A 26,759-nucleotide genomic window follows, 5' to 3' on the forward strand; every position below is an offset into this window, starting at 1 on the left:
CTGCCGGCCGCGTCCTGCCCATGCAGATGGAAGCTGTGTTTGCCCAGATCGATGCCAATCAGCGTGACGGTGCTCATGAGAGGTCTCCCAAAAAGAACAATCCCCACTCAGCGTACCGCTTCGTGGGGATCGGGCTGACCATCTCATTAACCCCCGCGCCCTTGCGGGCGCGGGGGTTTTTCAGGCCAAGCGCGGCCGATCAGTTCCTGGCCAGACGCTGCCAGGTGTCGACCACGGTGTCCGGGTTCAGCGACATGGACAGGATGCCCTCGTCCTTCAGCCACTGGGCGAAGTCCGGGTGATCGCTGGGACCCTGGCCGCAGATGCCGACGTACTTGCCGGCGTCCAGGCAAGCCTTGATCGCGCGGCGCAGCATGAACTTCACCGCCTCGTCGCGCTCGTCGAAGTCGGCCGCCAGCAGCTCCATGCCCGAATCGCGGTCCAGGCCCAGCGTCAGCTGGGTCATGTCGTTCGAACCGATGGAGAAGCCGTCGAAGTACTGCAGGAACTCATCGGCCAGGATGGCGTTGGACGGCACCTCGCACATCATCACCAGGCGCAGGCCGTTCTCGCCGCGCGCCAGACCGTGCGCGGCCAACAGCTTGACCACCTTGTCCGCCTGGCCCAGGGTACGCACGAAGGGCACCATGATCTCGACGTTGGTCAGGCCCATCTCATCGCGCACCTTCTTGAGGGCTTCGCATTCCATGCGGAAGCACTCGGCGAAGTCCTCGGCGATGTAGCGCGACGCGCCGCGGAAGCCGAGCATGGGGTTCTCTTCCTCGGGTTCGTAGCGCGAGCCGCCGACCAGCTTGCGGTACTCGTTGGACTTGAAGTCCGACATGCGCACGATCACGGGCTTCGGATAGAAGGCCGCCGCGATGGTGGCCACGCCCTCGGCCATCTTCTCGACGAAGAAGGCGCGTGGGCTGGCGTGGCCGCGGGCGGCCGATTCGACCGCCTTCTTCAGCTCGCCATCCACGTTCGGGTAGTCCAGCACCGCCTTGGGGTGGATGCCGATGTTGTTGTTGATGATGAATTCCAGGCGGGCCAAGCCGACGCCGCTGTTGGGGATCTGGGCGAAGTCGAAGGCCAGCTGCGGGTTGCCGACGTTCATCATGATCTTGACGTCGATCGGAGGCATGTCGCCGCGGCGCACTTCTTCCACTTCGGTCTCGATCAGGCCGTCATAGATGCGGCCTTCGTCGCCCTCGGCGCAAGACACGGTGACCGCCTGACCTTCCTTCAGCACGTCGGTGGCGTTGGCGCAACCGACCACGGCCGGGATGCCCAGCTCGCGCGCGATGATGGCGGCGTGGCAGGTGCGGCCGCCGCGGTTGGTGACGATGGCGGCGGCGCGCTTCATCACCGGCTCCCAGTTGGGGTCGGTCATGTCGGTGACCAGCACGTCGCCGGGCTGCACCTTGTCCATGTCGGAGATGTCGCCGACCACGCGCACCGGACCGGCGCCGATCTTCTGGCCGATCGCGCGGCCGGTGATCAGGACCTGGCCGGTGGCCTTCAGGCGGTAGCGCTGCTGCACGTCATTGGCGCCCTGCTGCGACTTCACCGTCTCGGGACGGGCCTGCAGGATGTAGATCTTGCCGTCGATGCCGTCGCGGCCCCACTCGATGTCCATCGGGCGGCCGTAGTGCTTTTCGATGATGACGGCGTAGCGGGCCAGCTCGTTGACCTCGTCGTCGGTCAGCGAGTAGCGGTTGCGCTCCGACACCGGCACGTCGACGGTGCGCACGGCACGGCCGCCTGGACGCTCGGGATCGAATTCCATCTTGATCAGCTTGGAGCCGATGCGGCGGCCGACGATGGGGAAATGACCCTGGGCCAGCGTGGGCTTGAAGACGTAGAACTCGTCGGGGTTGACGGCGCCCTGCACCACGGTTTCGCCCAGACCGTAGGACGAGGTGATGAAGACCACGTCCTGGAAGCCCGATTCGGTGTCGATGGTGAACATCACGCCGGCGCTGCCCTTGTCGGAGCGGACCATGCGCTGGATGCCGGCCGACAGCGCCACGTCGGCATGGGCGTAGCCCTTGTGCACGCGGTACGAAATGGCGCGGTCGTTGTAGAGCGAGGCGAACACGTGGCGGATCTTGTCCAGCACGTCGTCGATGCCGACCACGTTCAGGAAGGTTTCCTGCTGGCCGGCGAAGGACGCGTCGGGCAGGTCTTCGGCGGTGGCGGACGAGCGCACGGCGAACGAGCCCTTGCCGTCGGCGTCGAGCTTGGCGAAGGCGTCGCGGATCTGCTTCTCGAATTCGGCCGAGAACGGGGCGTCGACGATCCACTGGCGGATCTCGGAGCCTGCGTTGGCCAGCTCGCGCACGTCTTCAGGATTGAGCGTGGTCAGGCGTTCGGCGATGCGCTTGTCCAGGCCGGAGGCCTTGAGGAAGTCGCGGAAGGCGTCAGCGGTCGTGGCGAAGCCGCCCGGCACGCGGACTCCCGCGCCAGACAGCTGACTGATCATTTCGCCTAGTGATGCGTTCTTGCCTCCTACCGAGTCCACGTCCGTCATGCGGAGCTGCTCGAACAAAACAACGTACGACATTGAAGTCACCTTTTACAATGGAATGAAAGCGAGTTTGGTCAATGCATGGAAGGCGCTTTCGCCTTGCCGTCACGCGCTGACCAAACTGGCCTTGGACCGCCCTTGGGGTGACTCATATAGGGGCCTGATTGTACTCTTCGGAGCACTGCCGGCCATCCGCCCGGTTGGAATTTTTTACACATGACATCTAGCCCGATCGCACGCACCGTCTACATCGTTTCTGACAGCACCGGCATCACCGCCGAGACCTTCAGCCAGTCGGTCCTGTCACAATTCGAGGAGGTCCAGTTCAAGCCCGTGCGACTGCCCTACGTCGACACCCTGGAAAAAGCCGCCGAGGTGGCCCAGCGCATCGACCGCAGCGCCCTGGAAGCCGGGGTCCCGCCCATTGTGTTCAGCACCCTGGTCAATCCGGATATCCTGGCCCGTGTTCGCCAGGCGAACGGCGTTTTCCTGGACCTGTTCGGCACCTTCGTCAGCCATATCGAGCAGGCGCTGGGACTGAAATCCAGCCATTCCATCGGCCGGTCCCACATGGCGGCCAATTCCGAGAAATACCGCAACCGGATCGACGCCATCAACTTCAGCCTGGCGCATGACGATGGGCAGTTCGTGAACCAGTTGGACCAGGCCGACGTGATCCTGGTGGGCGTGTCCCGCTGCGGCAAGACGCCGACCAGCCTGTACCTGGCCATGCAATATGCGATCAAGGCGGCCAATTTCCCGCTCACGCCGGACGATTTCGAGCGCGGCACGCTGCCCTCCACCATCGCGCCCCACCGCGCCAAGCTGTTCGGCCTGTCGATCCAGCCCGAGCGACTGGCGGAGGTGCGCAACGAGCGCCGTCCGAACAGCCGCTACGCGCAGCTGGAGCAATGCCGTTACGAAGTCGCCGAGGCCGAGCGCATGATGCGGCGCGAGGGCATTTCCTGGCTGTCGACCACCACCAAGTCCATCGAGGAAATCTCGACCACGGTGCTGCAGGAAGTGGGCCTGGACCGGACCTGAACGCCACGCCGGCGACGACGCCACCGGACGCCCGGCGCCTCCGGGCGGGGGCGGCTCGACCAGACGGCCGCCAGGGCCGCCACGCCAGGCGAATCGCGCCCTACAGGCGCTGCGAGAACGGCAGCACCTGCGACTCGGACAGCGGCAGGAACACGCTGGCCGCCGGCAAATAGAACCCGATCAACCGTCCGGAAGACGCCACCAGATAGGCCTCCGAGCGCGCGCCCTTGCCCAGCGCCACCGGCGCGCCCAGCGGGCGATAGACATCCCCCTGCACCAGCGCCCCCACCCTGCGCCACTGCGAGGCATCTTCCAGCCTGAAGGCCTGACCGTCGGACAGCTTGCCGGTCACGGCGCGCGACAGCACCTGGGTGTTGGCGGCGTCCGCCGACACCACTGGCACCAGCACCGCCCGCTCGGGGCCGGACGCGCACGCGCCCAGGACAACCAGCGCCGCGGCGCCGGCCAGGCCGCGCCAGGCGCGCCCGGATGACAGGAATGACATGCGCGGCATCGTCATGAGCCCGCTCCCCAATGTTGACGACGTTGTTCGAACAGACAGATCGCGGCGGCGGCGCCGACATTCAGCGATTCCACCGCCTGCGCATCATGCGGGATGCGGACCTTCAAGGCCGCGGCGGCCAGCAGGCCCGCGTCCACGCCCTGCCCTTCATGTCCGAACACCCAGGCGCAGCGCGCCGGCAATGCGGTGCGGTACAGGTCGCTGGCGCCGTCCAGCGCCGTCGCCACCAGCGGCGCGCGCAGGCGCGGCAGCAGGGCCGCAAGATCCACGTGTTCATGAATCGCCAGCGCGAAATGCGCGCCCTGGCCACTGCGCAGCACCTTGGGCGACCAGGCGGCGGCCGTGCCGGTGGCCAGGAACACGCGCTTGACGCCGGCCGCCGCGCAGGTGCGCAGCAAGGTGCCGACATTGCCCGGATCCTGGATGCGGTCGAACAGCACGCAATTCTCGTCCACGGCACCCGGCAAGGCCGGCGCCGGCGGCGCGACCACGAAGGCCACGCCCTGCCCGCTCTCCACGCTGGCCAGCGATTGCATCAGGCGCGCGTCCAGCGCCAGGCAGCGCTCGGACGGCAGCGCGGCGGCCAGGGCCGCGAGTTCGGGCTGGTCCAGACGCTCGGCATCGAACACCGCCTGCTCCGGCTGGCCATGATGGTCCAGCCAGGCCCGGCACAGATGCACGCCGTCCAGCAAGACGGACGCGCCACGGCGCCCCGCCAGCCCGGCCAGCTTGACCAGCGCCTTGACGGCCGGGTTGTCGCGGGAACTGATGTGTTTCATGCGTCGGCGCCGAAGGCCTTGATGGGCGCGAAGCTGCGCCGGTGTTCGGCGCAGGGGCCATGCTCGCGCAGCAGCCGCAGGTGCAGCGCCGTGCCGTAACCCTTGTGCTGATCGAAGGCATATTGCGGATACTGCTCGTGCAGGCGCAGCAGGTCGGCGTCGCGGGCGGTCTTGGCCAGGATGGACGCGGCCGAGATCGCCGGCACCAGGGCGTCACCCTTGATCACGGTCTGCACCGTGCAGCCCAGCTTGGGCGCCTGGTTGCCGTCCACCAGCGCCAGTTGCGGCGCGACGGACAGGCCCTGTACCGCGCGCTGCATCGCCAGCATGGTGGCGCGCAGGATGTTCAGGCTGTCGATCTCCTGGACGCTGGCGCTGGCGATGAACCAGGCCAGCGCGCGCTCGCGGATCTCCAGCGCCAGCGCTTCGCGCCGCGCCGGCTTGAGCGCCTTGGAATCGGCCAGGCCCTCGATCGGCCGGGCCGGATCGAGAATCACGGCGGCGGCGTAGACCGCGCCGGCCAGCGGGCCCCGGCCGGCCTCGTCCACGCCGGCGGTGATCTGCTCGGGCTGGGGCGTGGCCCCGAAAAGGTCAGGCTGCACCGTCGGCGACCTCGAGGATGGCGCGCGCGGCCAGCGCGGGCGTGTCGCGCAGCAGGTCCTGGTGCAGCGCCGTGAAGCGCGCCTCGATGCGCGCGCCCAGGGCTTCGTCGGTCAGAGCCGTCCAGGTCGCCTCGGCCAGCTTTTCCGGCGTGGCGTCGTCCTGCAGCAGCTCCGGCACCGCGAAGTCGCGCAGCAGCACGTTGGGCAGTCCGACCCAGGGCAGATAGGGGCGTTCCTGGCCGGATTTCCAGGCCATGATGCGCCGCATCCACGGCGACAGCACGTAGGAGATGACCATGGGACGCTTGTACAGCGCCGTCTCCAGCGTGGCGGTGCCGCTGGCCACCAGCACCGCGGTGCTGGCCTCCATGACCGACCAGGCGACCGGCGCCTGCCGTTCGCCGCCTTCGCCATGCAGGTCCTGCGCCGTGACGCAGCGCAGGCCCGGCACCGGGTACTGCTCGAGGAAGGACTGGAACTCCGCGCGCCGCTGTTCGTTGACCATGGGCACGATGCACTGCAACGCCGGATCGCGCTTTTGCAGGATCTGCGCGGCCTGCAAGAAGCGTGGCGCCAACAGGCGAATTTCCGACGAGCGGCTGCCTGGCAGGATCGCCAACACGCGGGCGTTCTGGTCGATGCCCAGCCGCGCGCGCGCGGCGGCCCGGTCCGGCTGCATCGGCACCGCGCCGGCCAGCGGATGGCCGACATAGGTGACCGGTATGCCTTCCTTGCGGTAGATCTCTTCCTCGAACGGAAACAGTACCAGCATGTGCGAAACCGACTCGCGGATCTTGTGGATGCGCTCATAGCGCCACGCCCAGATCGACGGACCGACGAAGTGCACCGTGGGCGTGCCGGCCTGGCGCAGCTGATGCTCCAGGCGCAGGTTGAAATCAGGCGCGTCGATGCCAACGAACACGGCCGGCGGCTCGGCCAGCCAGCGCCGCTTGACGTCGCGATAGGTGGACAGCAGGCTGGGCAGGCGCTTGAGCGCGTCGACGTAGCCGAACACGGTCAGGGCATGCATGGGATGCCAGGCGTTGAAGTCGCGGGCCTGCATCTGCGGCCCGCCGATGCCTTCGCAACGCACCGAGGCGTCGCCGGCCTGCAGGCCGGCGATGATGCGACCGGCCAGCAGGTCGCCCGAGGGCTCGCCCGCCACCATGCCGATGCGCTTGCTCATTGTGCATCCCCCAAATTGCCCGGCTGCGCTGCGCGCCGGGGAGCCCGACACGGCTGTGGCGGCCGGACGGGGGTCATGGACGAATGATGCCGCGCGAGGCGACGTCCAGGAAATCCAGGAAAACCTGCAACGGCTCGGCCACGCCGGGCTCGGACTGCTGGCGCGCCTTCAGCTCGGCGCGCGCTTCGTCCAGCGACAGGCCGCGGCGGTAGACGATCTTGTAGGCCTCGCGCAACGCGGAAATCGCCTCGGCCGAGAAGCCGCGGCGGCGCAGGCCCTCGACGTTGACGCCGACCGGCCGGCAGGGATTGCCCGCGGCCAGCAGGAAGGGCGGCGCATCCTGCATCAGCGAGCTGTTGCCGCCGGTCATGGAATGCGCGCCGATGCGCGAAAACTGGTGCACGCCGGTCAGGCCGCCGATGATGGCCCAATCGCCCACATGCACGTGGCCGCCAAGCTGGACCGAGTTGGCCAGGATGACGTTGTTGCCAACGTGGCAGTCGTGCGCCACATGCACATAGGCCATGATCCAGTTGTCATTGCCCAACGTGGTGACGCCGCCGTCCTGCACGGTGCCCGTGTTGAGCGTGACGAATTCACGGACCGTGTTGCGGTCGCCGATCGTCAAGCGAGTGCGCTCGCCGTCGTACTTCTTGTCCTGCGGCATGCCGCCGATCGAGCAGTACCGGTAGAAGCGGTTGTCGCGCCCGATGGTCGTCACGCCGTCGATCATGCAATACGGACCCACTTCGGTGCCCGCGCCGATGGTCACATCCGGCCCGATCACGCAGAACGGCCCGATGGTGACAGAGGGATCGATCTTCGCCGCCGGATCGACGACAGCGCTCGGATGGATGTTCGCGGCCATTTACTCTTCCAGGCTGCGGATGGCGCACATGAGCGTGGCCGCGGCCACTTCCTGCCCGTCGACCGTCGCGCGCGCTTGGTACTTACAGATGCTGCGGCTCAGGCGCAGCGCCTCGACTTCCAGGCGCAGCTGGTCGCCCGGCACGACCGGACGGCGGAAGCGCGCATCATCGATGCCGACCAGGTAGTAGGCGGTCTTGCCGTCGCACTTCAGGCCGCCGTCGGCATCCGTGAACGAGAACAGCGCGGCGGCCTGCGCCATGGCTTCCACGATCAGGACGCCGGGCATCACAGGGTGATGCGGGAAGTGCCCCGTGAAAAACGGCTCGTTGATGGAGACGTTCTTGATGGCGACGATGGACTTGCCGGGCACCATCTCCACGACGCGATCGATCAGCAGCATCGGGTAACGATGCGGCAGACGCTCCATGATCCCCTTGATGTCGAGTTCCATTTTTCTGTGAATTCCTGCGAAATGAAATGATCTTGCGGCGTGCGCCGGGCGGCGGACCCGCGCCTTACTCTTTTTCGAGCGAGCGCACGCGGCGGCGCAACTGCGCCAACTGTTGTATCACGGCGGCGTTGCGCTGCCATTCGCCGTGCTCGGCGTACGGGAAGACCCCGGTATACCGGCCCGGCTTCAGGATATTGGACGTCACCGCGGTGCCACCCGAAATATGCACATCGTCGCCCAGCGTCAGGTGCCCCGACAGCATCGCGGCGCCACCGATGGTGCAGCGCTCGCCGATGGTGGTCGAACCGGCCACCCCCACGCACGCGGCCATCGCTGTGTGCGCGCCGATGCGGCAGTTGTGACCCACCATGATCTGGTTGTCCAGCTTGACGCCGTCGGCCACGAAGGTGTCTTCGAGCGCGCCGCGATCGATCGTGGTGTTGGCGCCGATCTCGACGTCGTCGCCGATGGCCACGCCGCCCAGCTGGGGGATCTTGCCCCAGGCGCCCTGCCCCAGCGAGGGATCCGGCGCGAAACCGAAACCGTCCGCGCCCAGCACGACACCGCTATGGAGGATGGCGCGGGCGCCTACCTTGACGCCTTCGTACAGGGTCACGTGCGCGTGCAGCAGGCTGTCCGGCCCCACCGAGGAACCGGCGCCGATCACGCAGCCCGGGCCCAGCACGGCGCCGCGCCCGATGCGCGCGCCCGATTCCACGACACAGAGCGGGCCGATGCGGGCGCCCTCTTCGATGACGGCGTCAGCCGCCACCACCGCGGAAGGATGCGTGCCGCCCGGTAGCGCGGGACGACGCGCCGCGTCGAACCACTGGGCCACGCGGGCATACAGCAGGTAGGGATGCTTGCAGACGACCAGCGCAAAGGGCGGACGGCCTTGCTCGCCGCTTTCCAGGGCCTGGGCCACATCGGGGGAGACGATGACCGCCGCCGCCTTGGTGGCACCCAGCTGACTCTGGTAGCGCGGGTTCGCCAGGAAACTGATTTCCTGGCCGCCCGCCGAGGACAAGGTCCCCACGCCCTGGATCTTGAGAGGCCCCGCGTCGGGGACCGCGCTGATCCGCCAGTCCATGCCCTGGGTCTTGGCGGCGCTCAGCAGCGCTTCAAGCGTGGGCGCGCGGGCAATATCCAGCAATACCGGCATGCTGACGACCGAGCTTACTTGCCCAGGCTCTGAATCACCTTGTCGGTGATGTCGATGCGCGGGTTGACCGTGACGGCGTCCTGAATGATCAGGTCGTAGCTTTCCTGTTCGGCAATGCGCTTGATGGCGTCATTGGCCTTGGTCACGATCGAGGAGAACTCTTCGTTGCGGCGGCGGTTGAAGTCTTCCTGGAACTCGCGGCGCTTGCGCTGCAGGTCGGTGTCCAGGTTGGACAGTTCGCGCTGGCGCTTGACGCGGTCGGATTCCGACAGCACCGGAGCGTCCTTGTCGAACTTCTCGGCTTGCGTGCGCAGGCTGGTGTTCAGGCGCTGCAGTTCGTCGTCACGCTTCTTGAATTCGGATTCGATCTTGCTTTGCGCGGCCTTGGCGGGGGCCGATTCACGCAGGATCCGCTCGGTATTGACGAAGCCGATCTTGGTGCCTTGGGCCTGGGCGGGAACCGCCGCGACCGAACCGAGAATGAGCGCACCTGCCAGGGCCATGGTGGCGCCCAGCTTGCCGCGGCGCTTGGCGCCCAGCGAATCCGACGATTTAAGTGCGAAATCAGACATCATGAAAATCTCACCTTCCAGTAAGGCAAAGCCAAAGTGTGTATTGTGCCACTAAACGATAAGGGAGCCGGGCCACCCGGCCCGCCCCTTGTTTTCAAGCGTAACCGGACAGCTTAGAAACCGGTTCCGATCTGGAACTGGAATGCCTGCTTGTCGTCGCCCTGCTTGGCGTTGAGCGGTCGCGCATAGGACAGCTGCAGCGGACCCATCGGCGATTGCCACGACAGGCCGATACCCGCCGAGAAACGCCAGCCGCAAGGATCTTCCACGGGGCTGCTCGACTTGCCGGTGGTGCAAGACAGGCCGCTGCCCGCGGACACCTGGCCGGCATCGGTGAAGAGGAACCAGCGCAACGTGCGGTCCTTCGACGCGCCCGGGAACGGCAGGTACAGCTGCGCGTTGGCCACAACGCGGCGCGTGCCGCCCAGGTAGTCGCCGGTCACCGGATCGCGCGCGCCCAGCGAGGAGCCCTCATAGCCGCGCACCGTGCCGATACCACCAGCGTAGACGGTCTTGATGATCGGATAGTCCTTGCCGCCGTAGCTCTGGCCCCAGTCGGCCATGGCGTTCAAGGCCAGCGTGTAGGCGCCACCCAGCGGCACGAAGTATTGCTGCTGGGCCGTCAGCATGTAGTACTTGAGGTCCACGGTCGACAGGTCGCTCTTCAGACGCGTATAGCTGCCCTTGGTGGGCGCCAGCGCGCTGTCGCGCGTATCCTTGGACCAGCCGGCGCTGAAGATCACCGAGTTGGTGGAATCGCCGTACTGGTTCACGAAATTCTTATAGGCCAGCGGCGAGTTGTTATACAGGTCGATCTGGTTGCGCTCGAAGTTCGCGCCCAGGAAGATCCGGTCGTATTCCGAGATCGGCACGCCGAAGTTCATGCCCAGGCCCATGGCCTTGACACGGTAGTCGCCGTCGTTGTTGTTCCAGGGCTCGGTCACGCGGTAGTAGGCCGACGTGGTGCGGCTGATGCCGTCCTTGGTCCAGTACGGGTCCGTATGCGACAGCACCACCGCGCGGTTGCTCTTGCTGGTGTTCAGCTGCAGGGTCAGGTTGGTGCCGCTGCCGAAGACGTTGTCTTCGCTGATACCGGCCGACAGGATGGCCTTTTCGGACGAGCCGTAACCCACGCCCAGATTGATCATGCCGGTGGGCTTTTCCTTCACGTCGACGTTGACGTCGACCTGGTCGGGCGAGCCCGGCACAGGGTCGGTCTTGACATTGACTTCGCTGAAGTAGCCCAGACGGTCGACGCGGTCGCGCGAGGTCTTGATGTCCTTGGCGTCGTACCAGGCGGCTTCCTGCTGGCGCATTTCGCGGCGCACGACCTCGTCGCGCGTGCGGGTATTGCCGCCGATCTGGATGCGGCGCACGTACACGCGGCGGCTCGGGTCGACGTAGAAGGTCACGTCGGCTTCGTGCTTGTCGCGGTCGAGCTGCGGATTCGGGTTGACGTTGGCGAAGGCGTAGCCCAGTTCGCCCAGGTAGTCGGTGATGGCCTTGGCCGAATCGTTGGCCTTGGCGGCCGAGAAGGTCTCGGCGGGCTTGAGCTGCACCAGACCATTGATCTGGCTGTCCAGGCCGAGCAGGTTGCCGGCCAGCTTGACGCTGCGCACCTTGTAGGGCTCGCCCTCGTGGACGGTGATGGTGATGCGGATGTCCTTGCGGTCGGGCGAGATCGTGACCTGCGGGGGCTCGACGGAAAACTCCAGGTAGCCCCGGTCCAGATAATACGAACGCAGGCGTTCCAGATCGCCTTCGAGCTTTTCGCGCGAATACTTGTCGGTATCGGTATACCAGGTCAGCCAACCCGGCGTGGTCAGCTTCATTTCGTCAAGCAGGTCGCTTTCCGAGAAAGCCTTGTTGCCGACGAAACGGATTTCCTGGATGCGCGCGACCGAGCCTTCGAACACGTCGAAGCTCACGCCCACGCGGTTACGCGGCAGCGGCGTCACGGTGGAGGTCACTTCGACGCCGTACTTGCCCTTGGACAGGTACTGTTGCTTGAGTTCGTATTCCGCGCGCTCGAGCATGGAGCGGTCGAAAATACGGCCTTCGGCGAAACCGACCTGGCCCAGCGACTTGATGATGGCCTTGGAATCGAATTCGCGCATGCCGTTGAAATTCACGGATGCGATGGTGGGACGTTCCTGTACGACCACGACAACGACATTATTGTCGGTCTGGATCTGCACGTCGGAGAAAAAGCCCGTGCCGTACAGGCGGCGAATCGCCTCGGTGGCTTCTTCATCGGTGAATTTCTCGCCCACTTTCACGGGGAGATAACCGAATACGGTGCCGGCGTCGGTTCGCTGGATCCCTTCTACGCGGATATCCCGCACGACGAAAGGGTCGAAGGCGTGAGCCATGGCCGGAACGAGCAGCGCGGCGACAAGACTCGGCAATACACCCTTCTTGTGTTGAAACATCCGGCGAAAAGACATCCTTGAGTATCCTCGGTCGTGCAAATGGCGGGGGATTTTATATGCTATTGACGCCTAGGTGAACAGGCGCGAGAAATCATTAAACAGCGCAAGGCCCATGAGCCCTGCCAATATTCCTATGCCGGCGCGCTGTCCGATATCGATCCAGCGGGCGGGCGGCGGGCTGCCCCGCACGATTTCGACGAGATAGTACAGCAGATGGCCGCCGTCCAGCATAGGAATGGGCAGCAAATTTAGTACGCCAAGGCTGATACTGATCAACGCGATATAGGCGATATAAGCAACAATGCCGATCCGGGCGGTCTGGCCAGCGTAGTCGGCGATCGTGACCGGGCCGCTGACATTGCGCCAGGACACCTCGCCCATGACCATGCGGCCCATCATCCGCAGCGAGAACCAGGCGGTGTCCCAGGTGCGGACCGCGCCGCGCCACAGGCTTTCGAACACGCCATAGCGGACCGTCACCATCGGCACATCGCCGCCCAGCTGCACGCCAAGCCGGCCTATCTGGCGGCCTTCCACGGTTTCGGCGCGGGGCGTCACATTCAGCGTGACCGTGTCCGAGCCACGCTTGAGCGTCAGGGCCAGCGGCTGGCCGGCGCTTTCCTGGATGCGGCGCACCAGCGCGCCGGTATCCGGGGCCGGCTGGCCGTCGACGGCCACGATCAGGTCGCCGTCCTTAAGGCCGGCCGCTTCACCCTGCCCGCCCGCGATGACGCTGCGGACGGCGGGACGCGGCTGGGCCAGCCGCAGGCCGGCGGCCGCCAGCGGGTCGCCGCCAGCGGGATCCATGGCATTGGCGGGCAACGTCAATTCACGCTGGTGCACCGCGCCGGACGGAGTGCTGACCTCGACCAGGGCGCGCCCGCCGCCGGACATCACGTCCATCAGCCGCCAGCGCGCGTCCGCCCAGGAAACGACTTCCTCGCCGCCGATGGACAGGATGCGGTCCCCTTCCAGCAGCCCGGCACGGGCCGCCGGCGTATCCACGGCCGGCTTGGCCAGGATCGCGGCAGGCTCCTGCGTGCCGGCCAGGTTCAGGACGGCGTACAGCAGCACGGCCAGGATCAGGTTGAAGATCGGCCCGGCCGCGACGATGGCGATGCGCTTGCCGACCGGTTGGGTATTGAAGGCGGAAGCGATCTCGGACGGACTCGCGCCCGGTGGAGGATCGTCCTGCATCTTGACGTAGCCGCCGAGCGGCAGGGCCGAGACGGCCCACTCCGTGCCGTGCCGGTCGGTGCGGCGCAGCACCACCTTGCCAAAACCCACGGAAAACCGCAGGACCTTCACGCCGCACAGGCGCGCGACCCAATAGTGGCCCAGCTCGTGAAAAATGATCAGGGAGCCTAGCGCAACCGCAAAGGCGAGCAGGGTGAAAAGCATCGGGATCTAGAATCCAGGATCGATAAGCAGGCGATAACCCAACGATTGCCAAGCGGGATACACCAGACAAGGCAGGCGCGCGGGGCGCCTCAGGCCAGCCCCAGGTTGCCCGCGTAACGGCGCGCCGCCGCATCCAGCGCCAGCACATCCTCGAGACTGCCGAGCGTAACAGAAGCCTGCCGCGCCTGCCACTCCAGCGCCGCCTCGATGACGCGGGGGATCCAGGTATAGGCCAGCCGGCCGCTCAGGAATGCCTCCACCGCCACCTCGTTGGCGGCGTTCAGCGCCACGCAGGCGCCTTGCCCGGCCCGCAACGCGGCAAAGGCCAGCGCCAGACAGGGAAAGCGCGCCAGATCCGGCTGCTCGAAATCCAACCGGCCCAGGCGCATCAGATCCAGCGGGCCGACCCCGCTGTCGATGCGCTCGGGAAAACCCAGGCCATAGGCGATCGGCGTGCGCATGTCGGGCTGGCCCAGCTGGGCCAGGATGGAGCCGTCCGCGTACTCCACCATGGAATGCACCACGCTCTGCGGGTGGACCACCACCTCGATGCGGTCGGCGGGCATGGCGAACAGCCAGTGCGCCTCGATCACTTCCAGGCCCTTGTTCAGCATGGTGGCCGAATCGACGGAAATCTTGCGGCCCATGCTCCAGTTCGGGTGGGCGCAGGCCTGCGCCGGGGTCACGTCATGCAGGTCGTCCAGGTCGCGCCCACGGAACGGACCGCCCGAAGCGGTCAGCAGCAGGCGGCGCACGCCTGGCGCGGGCGCGTCTGGCGCCTGGGCCCGGCCGCCATGCGGCAGGCACTGGAAAATGGCGTTGTGCTCGCTGTCGATGGGCAGCAATTCGGCGCCGCTGTCGCGGATGGCCTGCATGAACAGCGAACCGGCCGCCACCAGGGCTTCCTTGTTGGCCAGCAGCACGCGCTTGCCCGCCCGGGCCGCGGCCAGCGCCGCCGGCAGGCCGGCCGCGCCGACGATGGCGGCCATGACCGCGTCGCAACGCGCGTCGGCGGCCGTATCCGCCAGCGCCTGGGCGCCCACCCGGATCTCGGGCAAGGCCGGGCCGGCGGGCCAGGCGTCCAGGAACTGCCGGCGCGCCGCGTCGTCGGGCACCACCACCACTTCCGCGCGGCTGGCCAGCGCCTGCTCGGCCAGCTTCTGCATGCGCGTGTACGCCGACAGCGCATAGACCGCCAGCCGTTCGGGATGGCGGGCGATCACATCGAGCGTGCTTTCGCCGATCGAGCCGGTGGACCCCAGCACGACGACGCGTTGGAAAACCGTCAAGACAACACTCCAGACAAAATTAGCGCGAACGGCGCGACCGGCAGGATGGCGTCGATACGGTCGTAGACGCCGCCATGGCCGGGCAGCAGCGCGCTGGAATCCTTGCGGCCCGCGCGCCGCTTGAGCAGCGATTCGAACAGGTCGCCGATGATGGACAGCACGCCCAGCGCGGCCGCCAGCGGCAGCGCCAGCCAGAAGCTCCAGCGCGCCACCAGCGCGTGGCCATATGTGCCGTCCCAGAGGCTGGACAGGCCGATCCACACGACCGCGCCCAGCACGCCGGCGACCGCGCCGGCGATGGTCTTGCCGGGGCTCACCCGCGGCGCCAGTTTACGCTTGCCGAACGCGCGGCCGGCAAAATAGGCGGCGATATCGGCCACCCAGACCAGCGCCAGCAGCGACACCACGAACGCCGCGCCGCGCGCGATGTACATCTGGGCCAGCACGGCCCAGGCCACGAAGGCGGCGGGCACCGAGAACAGCGACCAGCCCAGGCTGGCAGGCGGCGCGCTGGACTGACCGCGAACCACGGCGGTCACGCCGCCGAACAGCCAGACGGCGGCGACGGCGGGCGCCGCGTAGCCCAGGATCCAGCGAGGGTCGGCCCAGCCTGGACCCGCGCCGCCCAGCCATGCCGAGCTTAGCGCCAGCATCGCGGCGAACAGCAGGACCGGCACGCCGGCGCAGATCAGTGGGGACGGAGGCTGCGGCAAGGTCAGCCGCAGCCATTCCCAGTTGGCGCAGGCCGCGGCCAGCGCGAGCAGGGCGACGAACCACCAGGGATTGGCGCTCATCATGGCGGCGGCCAGGATGGCCAACAGGACGACGGCGGTAACGATACGCTGGCCCAACATGTGACGGTCTCCTCTTGTGCTGCCCGGAAAGACGCGCGCTCGGCGGCCTATTTCGGGTCGTCGCCGTTGACTTGGGCGCTGGTGCGGCCGAAGCGGCGCTCGCGGGTCCGATACCAGTCGAACGCCGCCTGCAATTCGGCGGCGCCGAAATCCGGCCAGTAGCGATCCGTGAAGTAGAACTCCGCGTAGGCCATCTGCCAGATCAGGAAATTGGAAATGCGTTGTTCTCCGCCGGTGCGGATGAACAGGTCCGGCTCGGGCGCCCAGGACATCGACAGGTGGCGCGACAGATGCGCCTCATCGATCCGTTCCGGGTGCGCGGCCAGATCGGGTTCGGCCGCCAGCATGGCGCGCGTGGCCTGCAGGATGTCCCAGCGTCCGCCGTAATTGGCCGCCACGGTGAGATGCAGGCGGTCGTTGTGGGCGGTGCGTTGCTGCGCCGCGAAAATGAGTTCCTGCAGCCGCGGCTCGAAGGCCGAGAGATCGCCGATCACGTGCAGCCGCACGCCCTGCTCTTCGAGCTTGCCGACCTCGCGCTCCAGCGCCTGGACGAACAGCCGCATCAGCAGGGAGACCTCTTCGGCGGGACGCCGCCAGTTCTCGGAGCTGAACGCGAACAGCGTCAGGTAGCGCACGCCGGCGCGCCCGCAGGCCTCGACCACGCGCCGGACGGCCTGCACGCCCTTGGCGTGTCCCGCCGTGCGGGGCAGCAGACGCCGCGTCGCCCACCTGCCGTTGCCGTCCATGATGATGGCCACGTGCTGCGGGGTATCGCGGGTCTCGGGAACCGCCTGGGTGGAACTGGTTGCCATGGAGTCTGGTGCCGCGCGCGTATGACCGGCGAAAAACGTAATACGGGAAAATCCGCGCCGTGATTCCATCGCCGCCAAGCTTGGCGCGAAACGGCGGACGGGGCGGCGCAAAAAAGCAAAAACCGGCGCCGGGACACGAGCGCCAACCCGTGTCCCGCCATGCGCCGGAATTATACGGTCATGATTTCCGCTTCTTTCTGAGTGACCATCTTGTCGATGTCGCTCACGTTGCGGTCGGTCAGCTTCTGGACATCGTCCTGGGCGCGACGCTCGTCGTCCTCGGAGATTTCCTTGTCCTTGACCAGCTTCTTGAGCGCGTCGTTGGCTTCGCGGCGCAGGTTGCGCACGGCGACCTTGGCATCCTCGCCTTCGCTGCGCACGACCTTGGTCAGGTCGCGGCGGCGCTCTTCGGTCAGGGCCGGCATCGGCACGCGGATGGTGTCGCCCATGGACATGGGGTTCAGGCCCAGGTCCGACTCGCGGATGGCCTTCTCGATCGGGGCGGCCATGCTCTTCTCGTAGGGCTGCACGCTGATGGTGCGCGCGTCCACCAGGTTCAGGTTGGCCACCTGGCTGATCGGCACCGGCGAACCGTAGTACTCGACCTGCACATGATCCAGGATGCCGGCGTGGGCGCGGCCCGTACGGATCTTGGACAGGTTGGTCTTGAGCGTATCAAGCGACTTGACCATCCTGGCTTCGGCGGATTTGCGGATTTCTGCGACGCTCATGGTTTTTCCTTTTCTTTAAACGTGTACCAGGGTGCCTTCGTCGTCCCCGCTGACCACGCGCTTGAGCGCGCCGGACTTGTTGATCGAAAACACCTTGATCGGCAGCTTCTGGTCACGGCACAGCGCGAAAGCGGTGGCGTCCATGACTTCCAGGCGACGCACGATCGCCTCGTCGAAGCTGATGCGGGCATAGCGCGTGGCGGTCGGGTCCTTGTTGGGATCCGCGCTGTAGATGCCGTCGACCTTGGTGGCCTTCAGCACGATCTCCGCGCCGATCTCGGCGCCGCGCAGGGCGGCCGCGGTATCGGTCGTGAAGAAGGGGTTGCCGGTGCCCGCGGCGAAGATGACGACCTTGCCTTCTTCGAGGTAGCGCAAGGCCTTGGGGCGGATGTACGGCTCGACCACCTGGTCGATATTCAGGGCCGATTGTACGCGCGTGTCGATACCCTTGTGCTTGAGCGCGTCCTGCAGGGCAAGCGCGTTCATGATGGTGGCCATCATGCCCATGTAGTCGGCGGTGGCGCGGTCCATGCCCTGCGCACCCGGCGCGACGCCGCGGAAGATGTTGCCACCGCCGATGACGATGGCCAGCTCGACGCCCGTGGCGGCGACTTCGGCGATCTCATCGGTCATGCGGACGATGGTGGAGCGGTTGATGCCGAAAGCATCTTCGCCCATCAGCGCCTCGCCGGAAAGCTTGAGAAGAACCCGTTTGTATGATCTGCTGCTCATAGGTGATATCCCGTAGAACAATCCGACGAAAGTGTAAGACAAGAAATGATAGCCCTGCCCTGGCGCCACGCCTCCCCCGCAGGAGAAACGTTACGTCACAGAAGGGCCTGGCGAGAAAAAGGCCGGACTAGACTGTAATCTAGCGCCGGCCTTCAAGCACTACCCTGCGATCAGGCGCGGCCGGCGGCGGCGGCGGCAACCTCGGCGGCGAAATCGCTGGTCTTCTTCTCGATACCTTCGCCGACGACGAACAGCACGAACTTGGTGATCGAAGCGCCCTTGGCTTTCAGCATCTGTTCGACGGTGTTCTTGTCATCCTTGACGAAGGGCTGCGACAGCAGCGTCACTTCCTTCAGGAACTTCTGCACCGAGCCTTCGACCATCTTGGCGACGATTTCAGCCGGCTTGCCCGATTCGGCGGCCTTCTGCTCGGCGACCGAGCGCTCGGCGGCGATGTCGGCGGCGTTCACGCCATCGGCGTTCAGAGCCTTGGGCTTGGTGGCCGCGATGTGCATGGCCAGATCCTTGCCGACTTCTTCCGAGCCGCTGTACTCGACCAGCACGCCGATGCGGCCGCCGTGCACGTAGCTGGCCAGGGCGTTGGGGGTCTCGATGCGCTCGAAGCGGCGGATCGCCATGTTCTCGCCGATCTTGCCGATCAGGGCGGTGCGGGTCGTTTCGACCGTGCCGTCGCCGTAGGGCAGCGCCGACAGAGCGGCCACGTCGGCCGGGTTCTGCGTGGCGACCAGTTCGGCCAGCTTGTTCACGAAGGCGACGAAGTCGTCGTTCTTGGCGACGAAGTCGGTTTCGCAGTTGACTTCGATGACGGCGCCCTTCTTGGCGTCGGCGGAGATGAACAGGCCGATCAGGCCCTCGGCGGTGACGCGGGCGGCAGCCTTGCTGGCCTTGTTGCCCAGCTTGACGCGCAGGATTTCCTCGGCGCGGGCCAGGTCACCCTCGGCTTCCGTCAGAGCCTTCTTGCACTCCATCATCGGGGCGTCGGTCTTTTCGCGCAGTTCCTTGACCAGGGCAGCGGTAATTTCAGCCATGTTTGCTCCAAATTTGCTAAGACATGCCCCGGCTTGGCGGGGCAGCGGTGTGATTCGATGGGACGCCCGCGTACAGCGGGCCTGGAAGATGGGAGCCCATCCTCGCAATGCCGGCGAGGCGGGAGCGGCGACCGCCGCTCCCAGACACTAACCGCCGGACATGACAGCAGGCTTAGGCCTGGTTGTCCTGCACTTCGACGAACTCTTCCTGGCCTTCGCCCAGCTCTTCGACCAGACCGTTCAGGTTCTGCTCGCGGCCTTCCAGCACGGCGTCGGCGATGCCCTTGGCGTACAGCGCGATGGCCTTGGCCGAGTCGTCGTTGCCGGGGATGACGTAGTCGATGCCGTCGGGCGAGTGGTTGGTGTCAACCACGCCCACGACCGGGATGCCCAGCGTCTTGGCTTCGGCGATGGCGATCTTGTGGTAGCCAACGTCGATCACGAAGATGGCGTCGGGCAGGCCGTTCATGTCCTTGATGCCGCCGATCGACTTGTTCAGCTTGTCCAGTTCGCGCTGGAACAGCAGGCCTTCCTTCTTGATCATGCGCTCGGCGCCGCCTTCGGCGACCAGGGCTTCCATGTCCTTCAGGCGCTTGACCGAGGTCTTGACCGTCTTGAAGTTGGTCAGCATGCCGCCGAGCCAGCGGGCGTCGACGAAGGGCATGCCGCAACGGGCGGCTTCGACGGCGACCAGTTCACGGGCGGCGCGCTTGGTGCCGACGAACAGGATGTTGCCGCCACGAGCAGCCACTTGCTTCACGAACTTGGTGGCTTCGACGTACTTCTCAACCGTCTTTTCGAGGTTGATGATGTGAATCTTGTTGCGATGGCCGAAGATGTATTGGGACATCTTGGGGTTCCAGTAGCGGGTCTGGTGACCAAAGTGGACACCCGCTTCCAGCATTTCGCGCATCAGGGACATTCTATTCTCCAAGGGTTGATTTCTTGCGCCGCACCTGCATCGGCCTTTGCCGACACCCTGGGTGGTGTTGCGCGCGATTTCCCGCACATGCGGGATGAAAAAATTTTAACCGGACCTGCCGATCACTGCCGCATTCATTCAGGACGCCTTGCGACGTCCCGCGACCTGCTCTGCCGCGATAAACCCAGACGGCCATCACGACCAAGAGCCTTGCGTTGCCGCCCGCCTGACGCCCCAGAAAAATGGGAGCGCGCCCGGACCTGTTTCGTCGGTGGCGAAATCGAGTTCCATTCATGCGCCTGTGCTACCGCGCACGCATCAGACCGCGGGGCATTTCTTCAAGAAACCGGGAAACCCGTCTTCCAAGAACTTAGGCCGCCGTCCACAGGGAACCTGCATCGCCGCTCAAAAACATGACCGGGCTTACGGGCATGCCCCGCTCCAGCCTGCGCTCGCCGTTCCGGTCTTTCCGCACTCGTGAAACCCGCCAGGCCGTCCCGCCGCCGCCCTTTCCGCGTCGTTGTTCTTTTGCTTGCCGCCATCCACAACCTTCGCTTGCGGACACAGATGCCAAAGAATCCCGATATCGGAAAAACCGCCGCCTGGGCCGTCTTGCCGGGCGCCTGAGCGCCGACCGACCAAATCCAGATCGCACAAACCGGATGAAGGCTCTTTGCCGTAACCTAAACCCGATTACTACACTACTTGCTTTGCGCACATGAAAGGCTTTCCGTCCCGTCGGACCAGGCCTTCCCGCCGCGCATCGCTCCCCAAAAATTTAGGGAAGCCTATAATTCTACTATTCTTTCCAGCAGACATTCAAGCAAGAGAGCTTCAGTTACTTCATGGGCACCATTACCAATCCGGACGACCTGAACAAGATGCGCGCGGCCTGCCAGGACGCCGCCAAGGTTCTCGACTTCATCACCCCCCACGTCAAGCCGGGCGTCACCACCGGCGAGCTGGACCGGCTCTGCCTGGAATACCTGACCGACGAACTCAAGGTGAAGTCCGCCACGGTGGGCTACGCCCCGCCTGGCTACCCGCCCTTCCCCGGCGCCATCTGCACCTCGGTCAACCACCAGGTCTGCCATGGCGTTCCGGGCGACAAGGTCCTGAAAAACGGGGACTCCCTCAATATCGACGTGACCATCATCAAGGATGGCTGGTTCGGCGACACCAGCCGGATGTATCACGTGGGCGAGCAGTCCATCCTGTCGCGCCGGCTGACCGACGTCACGTTCGAGTGCATGTGGAAAGGCATCCAGCAGGTCAAAAACGGGGCCACGCTGGGCGATATCGGTCACGCCATCCAGAAGCACGCGGAGGCCAATGGCTTTTCCGTGGTGCGCGAGTTCTGCGGCCACGGCATCGGCCAACGCTTCCATGAAGATCCGCAGGTGCTGCACTATGGCAAGCCAGGCACGGGCGTGAAATTGGTGACGGGTATGCTGTTCACCATCGAGCCCATGATCAACGCCGGCCGCCGCGAGATACGCCAGTTGTCCGATGGCTGGACGGTCGTGACGCGCGACCACAGCCTGTCGGCCCAATGGGAGCATGCTGTATGCGTCACCGATACCGGCTATGAAGTGCTGACCCTGTCGCCGGGCATGCCCCAGCCGCCCGCCTTCATCACCGAACCCCTCGTCATCCCCGCCGTCTGACGCAGCCGCCACCATGACCGCCGCCCCCCTCGCCGCCCTGCGCGAACGCATCCAGGAATCCCGGCGGACGGCGGTGGCCCAGTTCCGCGAGCACGAGCGCCCCGACACGCTGCTGTCCGAATTGCGCCGGATCGTCGACGCCGCGCTGCGCGATCTGGTCAAGCAACACCCCCTGCCCGAGGGCGCGGCGCTGGCGGCCGTGGGCGGCTATGGCCGCGGCGAGCTGTACCCGCATTCGGACGTGGATCTGCTGATCCTGCTGCCGCAAGCGCCGTCGGCCGACGATGAAGCCGCGATCGAGCGCCTGGTCGCGGCCCTCTGGGACCTGGGCCTGGAGCCCGGCCACAGCGTGCGCACCATCGAGGACTGCCAGCGCGAAGCCGAGGCCGACATCACGGTGGAAACCGCGATGCTGGAATCGCGCTGGCTGGCGGGCAGCCGCGCGCTGATGAAGAAATTCGACGCGGCCACCAAGGCGCGGCTGGACCCGCGCGCCTTCTTCCGCGCCAAGCGCGTCGAGATGCAGCAGCGTCACGCCCGCTACCAGGACACGCCCTACGCGCTGGAGCCGAACTGCAAGGAATCGCCCGGCGGCCTGCGCGACCTGCAGGTCATCCTGTGGATGGCGCGCGCGGCCGGCTTCGGCGACAACTGGCGCCAGGTGGCCCAGGCCGGCCTGCTGACGCCGTCCGAGGCGCGCGACCTGCGCAAGGCCGAGCAGGCCTTCAAGCGGCTGCGCATCGAACTGCACCTGCTGGCCCGCCGCCGCGAAGACCGCGTGCTGTTCGACCTGCAACCCGCGCTGGCCGAGATCTACCGCATCCACGCCACCGCCACGCGGCGCGGCAGCGAACTGCTGATGCAGCGCTATTACTGGGCGGCGCGGCTGGTGACCCAGCTCAACGTCATCCTGGTGCAGAACATCGAAGAGCGGCTGTTCCCGCGCCCGGACAGCGACGCGCGCGACATCGACGACGATTTCCGCAACCTGCGCGACCGGCTGGACATCATCCGTGACGACGGTTTCGAGCGCAATCCGACCCTGCTGCTGCGCGCCTTCCTGGTCATGCAGCAACATCCCGAGCTGACCGGCATGTCGGCGCGCACGCTGCGCGCCATCTGGCATTCGCGCCACCGCATCGACGCGCAGTTCCGCCGCAACCCGGTCAACCGCAAGCTGTTCCTGCAGATCCTGCAGCAGCCGCGCGGCATCGTGCACGAGCTGCGCCGCATGACCATGCTGAACATCCTGCCGCGCTATCTGCCGGTGTTCCGGCGCATCGTCGGCCAGATGCAGCACGACCTGTTCCACGCCTATACCGTGGACCAGCACACCCTGGCCGTGGTGCGCAACCTGCGCCGTTTCACCATGCCCGAGCACGCCCAGGAGTATCCGCTGGCCAGCCAGCTGATCGCCGGCCTGGACCGCCACTGGCTGCTGTATGTCGCGGCGCTGTTCCATGACATCGCCAAGGGCCGCGGCGGCGATCACTCCGAACTCGGCGCGCGCGACCTGCGCCGCTTCGCCCATGAGCACGGGCTGGACGCCGAGGACACCGAGCTGGCCGAATTCCTGGTGCGCCAACACCTGCTCATGTCCGCCGTGGCGCAAAAGCGCGACTTGTCCGATCCTGCCGTGATCCAGGACTTCGCCGCCATCGTCAAGGACGAACGCCACCTGACCGCCCTGTATCTGCTGACCGTGGCCGACATCCGCGGCACCAGCCCCAAGGTCTGGAACGCCTGGAAGGGCAAGCTGCTCGAAGACCTGTACCGGCTGACGCTGGCCGCGCTGGGCGGCGCCCATGCCGACGCCCATACCGTGCTGGCCGAGCGCAAGGAAGAAGCCGCGCGCCTGACCCGCCGCGCCGGCCTGCGCGACGACGCCCGCGAAGCCTTCTGGAACCAGCTCGACGTGGCCTATTTCCTGCGCCACGACGCCTCGGACATCGCCTGGCACACGCGCCACCTCTATCACCAGGTGACGCCGGCCGAGCCCGTGGTGCGAGCCCGCCCCACCGAACAGGGCGAGGGCCTGCAGATCATGGTCTACACGCGCGACGTGCCCGATCTGTTCGTGGCCATCTGCGCCTATTTCGCCGCCAAGTCGCTGTCGATCCAGGACGCCCGCATCCATACCACCCGCCACGGCTGGGCGCTGGACAGCTTCATCGTGCTGCTGCCCGAGGGCGACGCCGACCTGCGCGCCCAGGCGACACTGGTCGAACACGAACTGGCCGAGCGCCTGAAGGCGCCCGCCGCCACGGCGCAACAGCCGGCGCACACGGGTGGCTACTACGGCCGCGCGCGCCAGTCGCGCGTTTCACGCGTGTTTCCTGTCATGCCCCAGGCCGAACTGCAGCCCGACGAGCGCAGCAAGTCCTGGCGCCTGTCGGTGACCGCCACCGACCGCGCCGGCCTGCTGCACGCGCTGGCGCAGGTATTCGCGCGGCACGAGGTGAACCTGCTCATGGCCAAGATCATGACGCTGGGCGACCGCGTCGAGGACGTGTTCATCGTGGACGGCGCGGCGCTGGAGCGGCCCCGCACGCAGATGCAGTTCGAGCGCGACATCCTGGACGCATTGGCCGGCGAGGAAGCCCGCCAGCGCGCGGCCTGATCGCAGCGTGACCCGGCAGCAATAACGGCCCGCGCGGCGCATCGCCACGCGGGCCGCCAACGCATACAATCCGGGTTTTGGCTCCGGCGATGGCCCTCTATGCAGCTCTACGACTACCTGCGCGTGTTCGGCGGAAGCTTTCTCTTCGCGCTGGCGACCCTGCTGCCCTTTCTCAATCCGCCGGCCATCGCCCCCATCTTCCTGTCGCTCACCGAAGGCGCGTCGTCCTCGACCCGCACCGTGCTGTCCAAGCGGGTCGCCGTCAACGTTGGCCTGATGCTGGTCGTGGCCATGGTCGCCGGCAACGTGCTGCTGAGCTTCTTCGGCATCTCGCTGTCCATCGTGCGCGTGGGCGGCGGCATGCTGGTGATCGCCAGCGCCTGGCGCCTGGTCAACTCGCCCGACGCCGACACCGAGCGCGTGGCGCGGCTGGCCGAATCGTTCACCCCGGAAATGGCCAAGGCCCGCGCCTTCTACCCGCTGACCTTCCCCATCAGCTGCGGCCCCGGCTCGATCGCCGCGGCCATCACGGTCGGCGTGTCGCTGCGCGACCAGAACCACGCGCTGAGCCTGGTCCGGCTGGCCGGCTCCATCCCGGGCATCATCGTGGTGTCCGTCACCCTGTATATCTGCCTGCGCTTCGCGGCTCAGATGCTGCACCGGCTGGGCGACAATGGCACCGCCGTGTTCATGCGCCTGTCGGCCTTCATCATGCTGTGCCTGGGCGTGCAGATCTTCTGGGAAGGCGCGCGCGAACTGATGGTCGGCGTGCTGCAGCAGGTCATGCAACCAATTCCGGTTCCCAAGGTCTAGGTCTAGGCCACGGGCCGGAAGGCCCGCGCAGGCCCCGGCCTGCCCCGTGCCGCGCCGCGGCTCCACCAACCCGTCTTACAAGATTCATTGAAACCATGACCTCCCGCTCCGAACGCCTGCTACGCCTGGTCGCCCTGTTCTGCTTCGGCGCCGTCGGCGTCGCCCTGATCTCCCAGCATGCGTTCGACATGCCGCCCTGCGCCTGGTGCGTGATGCAGCGCCTGATCTACCTGGTCATCGGCGTGGTGGCGCTGGTTGGCGGCTTAGGCGGCGGCCGCGCCCTGACGCGCGTCTGCGGCGCGCTGGCCGCGCTGCTGGGCCTGGCGGGCGTCGTCGCCGCCTGGTACCAGTACAGCGTGGCCGCCAAGATGCTGTCCTGCGACCAGACCTTCGCCGACCGCTTCATGAGCGGCGCAGGCCTGGACGCCGCCGTGCCCTGGCTGTTCGGCATCTACGCCACCTGCATGGACGCGGTCGTGTCGGTGCTGGGCGTGGAATACGCGCTGTGGAGCCTGGCGCTGTTCGTGGTCGTGCTGCTGCTGTCCCTGCGGGCCGCCTTCGGCCGCGGCCGCGCATAGCAAATAGTGATTGAAGATCCCCGCGCCGACGCGCTGCGCGCCCTGGTCCGCGCCCACGCGCCGCTGATGTGCTGGCTGCGCGCGGCGCGGGCCTGCGCGACCGGGCTGGACTGGTGCATCGGCGCCGGCGCGGTGCGGGCGCTGGTCTGGAATCACCTGCACGGACTGCCCGCTGGCAGCCATGCGCCCGCCGACGTGGATTTCGTTTATTTCGATCCCGCCGACCTGTCCTCGGCAAGTGAAACCGGGCTGGCCGCCCGCCTGCGCGCGGCGGCGCCGGACGCGCCCTGGGAAGTGGTCAATCAGGCGCGCGTGCATCTGTGGCGCCGCGATGGCGAGCGCGTCCCGCCCCCCATCGCATCGCTGGAAGCCGGCATCGCCGCCTGGCCTGAAACGGCGACCTGCGTCGGCGTTTCGCTGGGGCGCGACGACGCCTTGCGCATCCTGTGCCCGCACGGGCTGTCCGACCTGTATGCCTTGATCCTGCGCCCCAGCCCGGCGCTCGCCGATCCGGCGCTCTTCGCCCAACGGCTGCGCGCCAAGCGCTATACAGAGAAATGGCCCCGGCTGCGCCTCGCGGCCGCGCCCGAACTGAATTCATGTCCGCATTGAAATACCTGACCGGCTACCCGCCCCCCCTGCTCGACCAGGCCCGCAAGCTCATGGACCAGGGCCGCCTGGGGCCGGCGCTGCGCGCCCGTTATCCGCAAGGCCCGCATGGCGTGCGCACCGACCGCCAGCTGTATGACTACGTGGTCGATCTGAAGAACGCCTACATCCGCAACGGCGACCCGATCAGCAAAGTGGCCTATGACAGCAAGATCCAGGTCATGCAGCATGCGCTGGGCCAGCATACCTATGTATCGCGCGTGCAGGGCGGCAAGCTCAAGGCCAAGCACGAGATCCGCGTGGCGACGCTGTTCCGCAACCTGCCCGAGGAATTCCTGCGCATGATCGTGGTGCACGAGCTGGCGCATCTGAAGGAAAAAGAGCACAACAAGGCGTTCTATGGCCTGTGCCAGCGCATGGAACCACAGTATCACCAGTACGAGTTCGACCTGCGGCTGTATCTGACGCACCTGGATGCGACCCGGCAGGTGCTGTGGGAGCCGGCGGGCTGAAACCTGGCGTCACGCGCCC

At 66.6% G+C, this 26,759-nt stretch carries 25 protein-coding genes; 7 read left to right on the plus strand and 18 right to left on the minus strand.

The window, feature by feature from the left end; all coding sequences use genetic code 11:
- Positions 1–199 precede the first annotated feature (199 nt).
- Positions 200–2,566: a phosphoenolpyruvate synthase gene (ppsA, locus tag AC6LJ5_RS12675; RefSeq protein ID WP_103274085.1), complete on the minus strand. Its 2,367-nt coding sequence runs from the start codon at positions 2,564–2,566 to the stop codon at positions 200–202.
- 180 nt (positions 2,567–2,746) lie between these two features.
- On the opposite strand from ppsA, the gene ppsR reads away from it, so the two are divergent.
- Complete coding sequence (gene ppsR, locus AC6LJ5_RS12680) at positions 2,747–3,574, plus strand: posphoenolpyruvate synthetase regulatory kinase/phosphorylase PpsR (RefSeq protein WP_103274084.1); 828 nt, start codon at positions 2,747–2,749, stop codon at positions 3,572–3,574.
- Positions 3,575–3,674: 100 nt separating this feature from the next.
- Here ppsR and AC6LJ5_RS12685 read toward each other — a convergent pair whose 3' ends face one another.
- The 17 genes from AC6LJ5_RS12685 to rpsB form a co-directional block, all read right to left on the minus strand.
- Positions 3,675–4,079: a hypothetical protein gene (locus AC6LJ5_RS12685; RefSeq protein WP_498140648.1), complete on the minus strand. Its 405-nt coding sequence runs from the start codon at positions 4,077–4,079 to the stop codon at positions 3,675–3,677.
- 11 nt (positions 4,080–4,090) lie between these two features.
- Positions 4,091–4,876, minus strand: coding sequence for a TrmH family RNA methyltransferase (locus AC6LJ5_RS12690; protein ID WP_498140649.1), 786 nt, complete (start codon positions 4,874–4,876; stop codon positions 4,091–4,093).
- Entirely contained in the window at positions 4,873–5,478 is a 606-nt protein-coding gene (gene rnhB, locus AC6LJ5_RS12695) for a ribonuclease HII (RefSeq protein ID WP_103274081.1), read from the minus strand. Before rnhB ends, AC6LJ5_RS12690 begins: the two co-directional genes overlap by 4 nt.
- Positions 5,468–6,664: a lipid-A-disaccharide synthase gene (gene lpxB / locus AC6LJ5_RS12700; RefSeq protein WP_392413542.1), complete on the minus strand. Its 1,197-nt coding sequence runs from the start codon at positions 6,662–6,664 to the stop codon at positions 5,468–5,470. Before lpxB ends, rnhB begins: the two co-directional genes overlap by 11 nt.
- Before the next feature lie 73 nt (positions 6,665–6,737).
- Positions 6,738–7,532 (minus strand): acyl-ACP--UDP-N-acetylglucosamine O-acyltransferase, encoded by a 795-nt coding sequence (gene lpxA, locus AC6LJ5_RS12705; RefSeq protein WP_103274079.1) that lies wholly within the window; start codon positions 7,530–7,532, stop codon positions 6,738–6,740.
- Entirely contained in the window at positions 7,533–7,985 is a 453-nt protein-coding gene (gene fabZ / locus AC6LJ5_RS12710; RefSeq protein ID WP_103274078.1) for a 3-hydroxyacyl-ACP dehydratase FabZ, read from the minus strand.
- Between the two features lie 64 nt (positions 7,986–8,049).
- Positions 8,050–9,147, minus strand: coding sequence for a UDP-3-O-(3-hydroxymyristoyl)glucosamine N-acyltransferase (lpxD, locus tag AC6LJ5_RS12715; RefSeq protein ID WP_103274077.1), 1,098 nt, complete (start codon positions 9,145–9,147; stop codon positions 8,050–8,052).
- 14 nt (positions 9,148–9,161) lie between these two features.
- Positions 9,162–9,722 (minus strand): OmpH/Skp family outer membrane protein, encoded by a 561-nt coding sequence (locus AC6LJ5_RS12720; RefSeq protein WP_103274076.1) that lies wholly within the window; start codon positions 9,720–9,722, stop codon positions 9,162–9,164.
- Between the two features lie 110 nt (positions 9,723–9,832).
- The gene (bamA, locus tag AC6LJ5_RS12725; RefSeq protein ID WP_392413540.1) at positions 9,833–12,166 is read right to left on the minus strand and encodes an outer membrane protein assembly factor BamA; all 2,334 of its coding nucleotides are present in this window, start codon (positions 12,164–12,166) and stop codon (positions 9,833–9,835) included.
- 54 nt (positions 12,167–12,220) lie between these two features.
- Positions 12,221–13,552: an RIP metalloprotease RseP gene (gene rseP / locus AC6LJ5_RS12730; protein WP_103274074.1), complete on the minus strand. Its 1,332-nt coding sequence runs from the start codon at positions 13,550–13,552 to the stop codon at positions 12,221–12,223.
- Positions 13,553–13,641: 89 nt separating this feature from the next.
- Entirely contained in the window at positions 13,642–14,841 is a 1,200-nt protein-coding gene (locus AC6LJ5_RS12735) for a 1-deoxy-D-xylulose-5-phosphate reductoisomerase (RefSeq protein ID WP_498140650.1), read from the minus strand.
- A complete protein-coding gene (locus AC6LJ5_RS12740) occupies positions 14,838–15,695 on the minus strand; it encodes a phosphatidate cytidylyltransferase (protein WP_498140651.1) in 858 nt (285 codons plus the stop codon). Before AC6LJ5_RS12740 ends, AC6LJ5_RS12735 begins: the two co-directional genes overlap by 4 nt.
- Positions 15,696–15,742: 47 nt before the next feature.
- Entirely contained in the window at positions 15,743–16,507 is a 765-nt protein-coding gene (uppS, locus tag AC6LJ5_RS12745) for a polyprenyl diphosphate synthase (protein WP_212316554.1), read from the minus strand.
- A 170-nt stretch (positions 16,508–16,677) separates the two neighbouring features.
- Positions 16,678–17,238: a ribosome recycling factor gene (gene frr, locus AC6LJ5_RS12750; RefSeq protein WP_103274070.1), complete on the minus strand. Its 561-nt coding sequence runs from the start codon at positions 17,236–17,238 to the stop codon at positions 16,678–16,680.
- A 15-nt stretch (positions 17,239–17,253) separates the two neighbouring features.
- Positions 17,254–17,970, minus strand: a complete 717-nt coding sequence (gene pyrH / locus AC6LJ5_RS12755; protein ID WP_103274069.1) for a UMP kinase — start codon at positions 17,968–17,970, stop codon at positions 17,254–17,256.
- Positions 17,971–18,140: 170 nt separating this feature from the next.
- The gene (gene tsf / locus AC6LJ5_RS12760; RefSeq protein ID WP_103274068.1) at positions 18,141–19,019 is read right to left on the minus strand and encodes a translation elongation factor Ts; all 879 of its coding nucleotides are present in this window, start codon (positions 19,017–19,019) and stop codon (positions 18,141–18,143) included.
- 172 nt (positions 19,020–19,191) lie between these two features.
- Positions 19,192–19,941: a 30S ribosomal protein S2 gene (gene rpsB, locus AC6LJ5_RS12765; protein ID WP_498140652.1), complete on the minus strand. Its 750-nt coding sequence runs from the start codon at positions 19,939–19,941 to the stop codon at positions 19,192–19,194.
- Between the two features lie 845 nt (positions 19,942–20,786).
- Here rpsB and map point away from each other — a divergent pair.
- From map to AC6LJ5_RS12795, 6 genes are all read left to right on the plus strand, one after another.
- The gene (gene map / locus AC6LJ5_RS12770; protein ID WP_103274066.1) at positions 20,787–21,608 is read left to right on the plus strand and encodes a type I methionyl aminopeptidase; all 822 of its coding nucleotides are present in this window, start codon (positions 20,787–20,789) and stop codon (positions 21,606–21,608) included.
- 13 nt (positions 21,609–21,621) lie between these two features.
- Complete coding sequence (locus tag AC6LJ5_RS12775) at positions 21,622–24,228, plus strand: [protein-PII] uridylyltransferase (RefSeq protein WP_103274065.1); 2,607 nt, start codon at positions 21,622–21,624, stop codon at positions 24,226–24,228.
- 99 nt (positions 24,229–24,327) lie between these two features.
- Entirely contained in the window at positions 24,328–25,041 is a 714-nt protein-coding gene (locus tag AC6LJ5_RS12780; protein ID WP_103274064.1) for a MarC family protein, read from the plus strand.
- Positions 25,042–25,136: 95 nt separating this feature from the next.
- Positions 25,137–25,619, plus strand: coding sequence for a disulfide bond formation protein B (locus AC6LJ5_RS12785; protein ID WP_498140653.1), 483 nt, complete (start codon positions 25,137–25,139; stop codon positions 25,617–25,619).
- 6 nt (positions 25,620–25,625) lie between these two features.
- Positions 25,626–26,231: a nucleotidyltransferase family protein gene (locus AC6LJ5_RS12790; RefSeq protein ID WP_498140654.1), complete on the plus strand. Its 606-nt coding sequence runs from the start codon at positions 25,626–25,628 to the stop codon at positions 26,229–26,231.
- Entirely contained in the window at positions 26,219–26,740 is a 522-nt protein-coding gene (locus tag AC6LJ5_RS12795; protein ID WP_498140655.1) for a M48 metallopeptidase family protein, read from the plus strand. The genes AC6LJ5_RS12790 and AC6LJ5_RS12795 overlap by 13 nt, the downstream gene beginning before the upstream one ends.
- Positions 26,741–26,759 lie beyond the last annotated feature (19 nt).

Source organism: Achromobacter sp. 1011791174, from assembly GCF_059760925.1.